This is a genomic window from Nocardioides sp. (assembly GCF_016462705.1).
GTDB lineage: Bacteria > Actinomycetota > Actinomycetes > Propionibacteriales > Nocardioidaceae > Nocardioides.
Window position 1 is genome coordinate 765 of record NZ_JAEMSS010000233.1, and the last position, 4,670, is coordinate 5,434.

General features: G+C 69.8%; 6 protein-coding genes. 5 read left to right on the forward strand and 1 reads right to left on the reverse strand.

Features of this window, described 5'->3' with window-relative positions:
* The 3 genes from nusG to rplA all read left to right on the forward strand — a co-directional run.
* Positions 1-707 (forward strand): transcription termination/antitermination protein NusG (nusG, locus tag JHD21_RS20160; protein ID WP_292678965.1); only part of this gene is annotated, 707 nt, incomplete at its 5' end.
* Between the two features lie 83 nt (positions 708-790).
* Entirely contained in the window at positions 791-1,225 is a 435-nt protein-coding gene (gene rplK / locus JHD21_RS20165; RefSeq protein WP_292678968.1) for a 50S ribosomal protein L11, read from the forward strand.
* A 1-nt stretch (position 1,226) separates the two neighbouring features.
* Complete coding sequence (rplA, locus tag JHD21_RS20170; RefSeq protein WP_292678971.1) at positions 1,227-1,943, forward strand: 50S ribosomal protein L1; 717 nt, start codon at positions 1,227-1,229, stop codon at positions 1,941-1,943.
* 118 nt (positions 1,944-2,061) lie between these two features.
* On the opposite strand, the gene JHD21_RS20175 is transcribed toward rplA, so the two are convergent.
* A complete protein-coding gene (locus tag JHD21_RS20175) occupies positions 2,062-3,345 on the reverse strand; it encodes an aminotransferase class I/II-fold pyridoxal phosphate-dependent enzyme (RefSeq protein ID WP_292678981.1) in 1,284 nt (427 codons plus the stop codon).
* A gap of 277 nt (positions 3,346-3,622) precedes the next feature.
* Between JHD21_RS20175 and rplJ the strand changes: the two genes are divergently transcribed.
* Positions 3,623-4,342 carry a 50S ribosomal protein L10 gene (gene rplJ, locus JHD21_RS20180; protein ID WP_292678974.1) on the forward strand — a complete coding sequence of 240 codons (720 nt, stop codon included), beginning with the start codon at positions 3,623-3,625 and terminating at the stop codon, positions 4,340-4,342.
* A 62-nt stretch (positions 4,343-4,404) separates the two neighbouring features.
* Positions 4,405-4,670: 50S ribosomal protein L7/L12 (gene rplL, locus JHD21_RS20185; protein WP_292678978.1), on the forward strand; the 266-nt coding region annotated here is incomplete at its 3' end.

Consider the following 4,670-nt stretch of genomic DNA (forward strand, 5'->3'; position numbering starts at 1 on the left):
CTGGGGAGCCCGCCGCTGCGGACGAGAGCCCCGAGGACGACGTCGCGGACGAGGATGCCGAGGACGACGAGGAGCCTGCGGCGGACGACCCGCTCGAGGCGTTCCGCGCCGAGCTGTGGGCCAAGCCCGGCGACTGGTTCGTGGTGCACACCTACTCCGGCATGGAGAACCGGGTGAAGTCCAACCTCGAGAACCGGATCATCTCCCTGAACATGGAGGACTACATCCACGAGATCGTGGTCCCCACCGAGGAGGTCGCCGAGATCAAGAACGGCCAGCGCAAGATGGTCAAGCGGACCGTCCTGCCCGGCTACGTCCTGGTCCGGATGGACCTGACCGACGAGTCGTGGGCCGCGGTCCGCCACACCCCCTCGGTCACCGGCTTTGTCGGCCACAGCCACCAGCCGGTGCCGCTGAGCATGGCCGAGGTCGAGAGCATGCTGGCTCCCGCCGTGGTCGCCCGTGCCGAGGCGGAGGCGGTCGCCGCAGGCACCTCCAAGGGCGGTGCGACCACCGCCAAGAAGCCCGTCGAGGTCGCCGACTTCGACGTGCAGGACTCGGTCATGGTGGTCGACGGCCCGTTCGCCACGCTGCACGCGACGATCACCGAGATCAACGCCGAGGCGCAGAGGGTCAAGGCCCTCGTCGAGATCTTCGGCCGGGAGACCCCGGTCGAGCTGAGCTTCAGCCAGATCCAGAAGGTCTGACCCCGGAGCTCCGCGAAGCAGCACCCCTGTGGCAGGGCGTCGAAGGACGGCGCTCGTCATGACCACGAGAAGAAGGAAGAGCAATGCCTCCCAAGAAGAAGGTCGCTGCCCTGGTCAAGGTGCAGCTCCAGGCCGGTGCCGCGTCGCCGGCCCCGCCCGTCGGTACCGCCCTCGGTCCCCACGGCGTCAACATCATGGACTTTTGCAAGGCGTACAACGCCCAGACGGAGTCGATGCGCGGCAACGTCATCCCGGTCGAGATCACGATCTACGAGGACCGGTCGTTCACGTTCATCACCAAGACGCCTCCGGCCGCCGAGCTGATCAAGAAGGCCGCCGGGCTGCAGAAGGGCTCCGGCGTCCCGCACAAGGAGAAGGTCGGCAAGCTGACCAAGGACCAGGTGCGCCAGATCGCCGAGACGAAGCTCCCCGACCTCAATGCCAACGACATCGAGGCCGCCATGAAGATCGTCGAGGGCACCGCCCGCTCCATGGGCGTCACCACGGAGGGGAACTGACATGCAGCGCAGCAAGTCCTACCGCGCGGCGGCCGAGACGTTCGACAAGGACGAGCTCCACGCCCCGCTGACCGCGATCAAGATCGCCAAGAGCGGCTCGAAGAAGAAGTTCGACGAGACCGTCGACGTGGTGATGCGCCTCGGCGTCGACCCGCGCAAGGCCGACCAGATGGTCCGCGGCACCGTCAACCTCCCGCACGGCACCGGCAAGACCGCCCGCGTGCTCGTCTTCGCGAACGCCGAGAAGGCCGACGCCGCCCGTGAGGCCGGCGCCGACGTGGTCGGCGGCGACGAGCTGATCGAGAAGGTCAACGGCGGCTGGCTCGAGTTCGACGCCGTGGTCGCGACCCCGGACATGATGGGCAAGGTCGGTCGACTCGGCCGGGTCCTCGGTCCCCGCGGCCTGATGCCGAACCCGAAGACCGGCACCGTGACGCCCGACCCGGCCAAGGCCGTGGCGGACATCAAGGGCGGGAAGATCGAGTTCCGCACCGACCGGCACTCCAACCTGCACTTCATCATCGGCAAGGCGTCGTTCTCCGAGGTGCAGCTGGCCGAGAACTACGCCGCCGCTCTCGAGGAGGTGCTGCGGCTGAAGCCGGCCAGCTCCAAGGGCCGCTACATCCGCAAGGTGACCGTCTCGACGACCATGGGCCCCGGTGTCCAGGTCGACCCCAACCGCACCAAGAACGTCGCGGCGGAGGACGAGAACGCCTGATCATCGCTGGTTGAGGGGGGCCGCTGGGCCCGTCTCGAAACCACGTAAGCCGGGGCTGGTACTCACGCGAGTACCAGCCCCGGCTTGCGTGGTTTCGAGACGCCGCCAGCGCGGCTCCTCAACCAGCGGTGGCGGTGAGCTTCTCCGCCGCCGCCAGCGCCACGCAGGTGGCCACACCGGCCATCGCGGTCTCGACCTCGGCCAGCGACGGGAACGTCGGGGCGAGCCGGATGTTGCGGTCGTCGGGGTCCTGGCTGTGCGGGAACGCCGAGCCGGCGGGGGTCAGGGCGATGCCCGCCTCCTTGGCCAGCTGGACCACGCGCGACGCCGTGCCGTCGAGGACGTCGAGGTTGACGAAGTATCCGCCGGCCGGCTTCGACCACGTGGCGATGCCCAGCCCGTCGAGCCCGGCGGTCAGCGCCGCGTCGACCGCGTGGAACTTCGGGGCGATGATCTCGCGGTGCTTGCGCATGTGGGCCCGCACGCCGTCGGCGTTCTCGAAGAACTCGACGTGCCGCAGGTGGTTGACCTTGTCGGGCCCGATCGACGACATGCCCAGGTGCTCGAGGTACCAGGCCCTGTTGGCCGCGGACTGCGCCAGCACGGCGACGCCGGCTCCCGCGAAGGTGATCTTCGAGGTGGACGCGAACATCAGCGGCCGGTCGGGGTTGCCGGCGGCCGCGGCCAGGCTGAGGGCGTCCGCGCTCTTGGCCTCCTCCTCGGTGAGGTGGTGGAAGGCGTAGGCGTTGTCCCAGAGGATCCGGAAGTCCGGCGCGGCGGCCGGCATCGACATCAGCTCCGCGGCCACCTCCTGGGTGCAGACCGCACCGGACGGGTTGGCGTAGGTCGGCACGATCCACATCCCCTTGACGGCGGGGTCGTCGGCGACCAGCGCCCGCACCGCGGCGACGTCGGGGCCGTCCTGGTGCATCGGGACCGGGAGCATCTCGATCCCGAGGTCGGCGAGCATCGTGTAGTGCCGGTCGTAGCCCGGCACGGGACAGACGAACTTCACGACCGGCTCGTCCTTCCACGGCCGCTCCGAGCCCGGGCCGCCCCAGAGCATCAGGAACGTGAGCACCTGGTGCATCACGCTCAGGCTCGAGTTGCCGCCGCAGAGGACCTGCTCGGGCTCGACCCAGAGCAGCTCGGCGAAGATCTCGCGCAGCTCGGCGAGGCCTTCGAGACCGCCGTAGTTGCGCACGTCGACGCCTGAGGGGGACAGGTGCGTCGTCGGGAGGCGCAGCAGCGCGTTGGACAGGTCGAGCTGCTCGCTCGACGGCTTGCCTCGGGTCAGGTCCAGCGTGAGCCCCTTGCCCTGGAGCTCGGCGTACGCCGCCTGGCGGTCGGCGAGGAAGGCGGCGAGGTCTGCGGCGGACAGGTCGGCCAGGGGGGTGCTCAGCGGTGCGGTCACGTGGTCGATCTTCCCAGGCGGGCCGAGCAGGTCCGATTTGGCGGTCCGGTCCCCGGGCCCGTACCGTGATCCCCGTAACCAGAGACCGCCGGTGGTCAGGTGCGTGCACCCGACCGAAGGTTCCGCGGAAGCGGACGGCCTGCGCAGGGGACAGAGCAGAACACTCCACCGGAGTGCCCACGCCCTGAGCCTGCGCTCGGGGCGTTCGTCATCTCCACGGCCCCGCCCGCCGGCGTGCTCACCATGACTTTGTGGAAGGAGACCGATGGCGCGGGCAGACAAGCAAGCCGCCGTCGCGGAGATCGTCGAGTCGTTCAACGACGCCGCCGGTGCCGTGCTCACCGAGTACCGCGGTCTCACCGTCAAGGAGCTGCAGGACCTGCGCCGCTCCCTGGGTGAGAACGCCGACTACGCCGTGGTCAAGAACACCCTGGCCAAGCTGGCCGCCACCGAGGCCGGGATCTCCGGCTTCGACGACCTGCTGACCGGCCCCACCGCGATCGCCTTCATCAAGGGCGACGTGGTCGAGGCCGCCAAGGGGCTGCGCGACTTCGCCAAGGCCAACCCGGCCCTGGTGATCAAGGGCGGCATCCTCGACGGCAAGCAGCTCGACGCGAAGGAGATCGCGACGCTCGCGAGCCTCGAGTCGCGCGAGGTGCTCCTGGCCAAGCTCGCGGGCGCGATGCTCGCCTCGCTCAGCCAGGCCGTCTACCTGCTCAACGCGCCGCTGGCCCAGGCCGCCCGTCTCGCGGGTGCCCTCCAGGCCAAGGCCGAGCAGGACCCCTCGATCCTCGCCGGCGGTGCCGGTGAGGCTCCGGCCGCCGAGGCCGAGCCCGAGGCTGCTGCCGACGAGCAGACCACCGAGGACGCTCCGGAGGTGGAGGCCGCCGCCGACACCGACGAGGCGCCCGAGTCGATCGAGTCGACCGACTCGACCGACAGCACCGAGGCCCCCGCGGCCGAGGACGCCAGCACCGAAGCCTGAAACGACCACCACCCTGTTAACCCGGCCGCCCACGGCGGTCACATCTGAAAGGTTGCGCCACCATGGCCAAGCTCAGCACTGACGAACTCCTCGACGTGTTCAAGGAGATGACCCTCATCGAGCTCAGCGAGTTCGTGAAGCAGTTCGAGGACACCTTCGGCGTCACCGCGGCCGCTCCCGTCGCCGTGGCCGCCGCGCCCGCCGCGGGCGGCGCCGCCGCCGGCGGTGCCGACGAGGCCGCCGACCAGGACGAGTTCGACGTCATCCTCGAGTCCGCCGGCGACAAGAAGATCAACGTCATCAAGGAGGTGCGCGCCCTGACCTCCCT

What these genes read in the sequence shown, in the direction of transcription:
- rplJ (WP_292678974.1), top strand. Translation starts at nt 3,623, where the DNA reads ATGGCGCGGGCAGACAAGCAAGCCGCCGTCGCGGAGATCGTCGAGTCG.
- rplA (WP_292678971.1), top strand. Translation starts at nt 1,227, where the DNA reads ATGCAGCGCAGCAAGTCCTACCGCGCGGCGGCCGAGACGTTCGACAAG.
- rplK (WP_292678968.1), top strand. Translation starts at nt 791, where the DNA reads ATGCCTCCCAAGAAGAAGGTCGCTGCCCTGGTCAAGGTGCAGCTCCAG.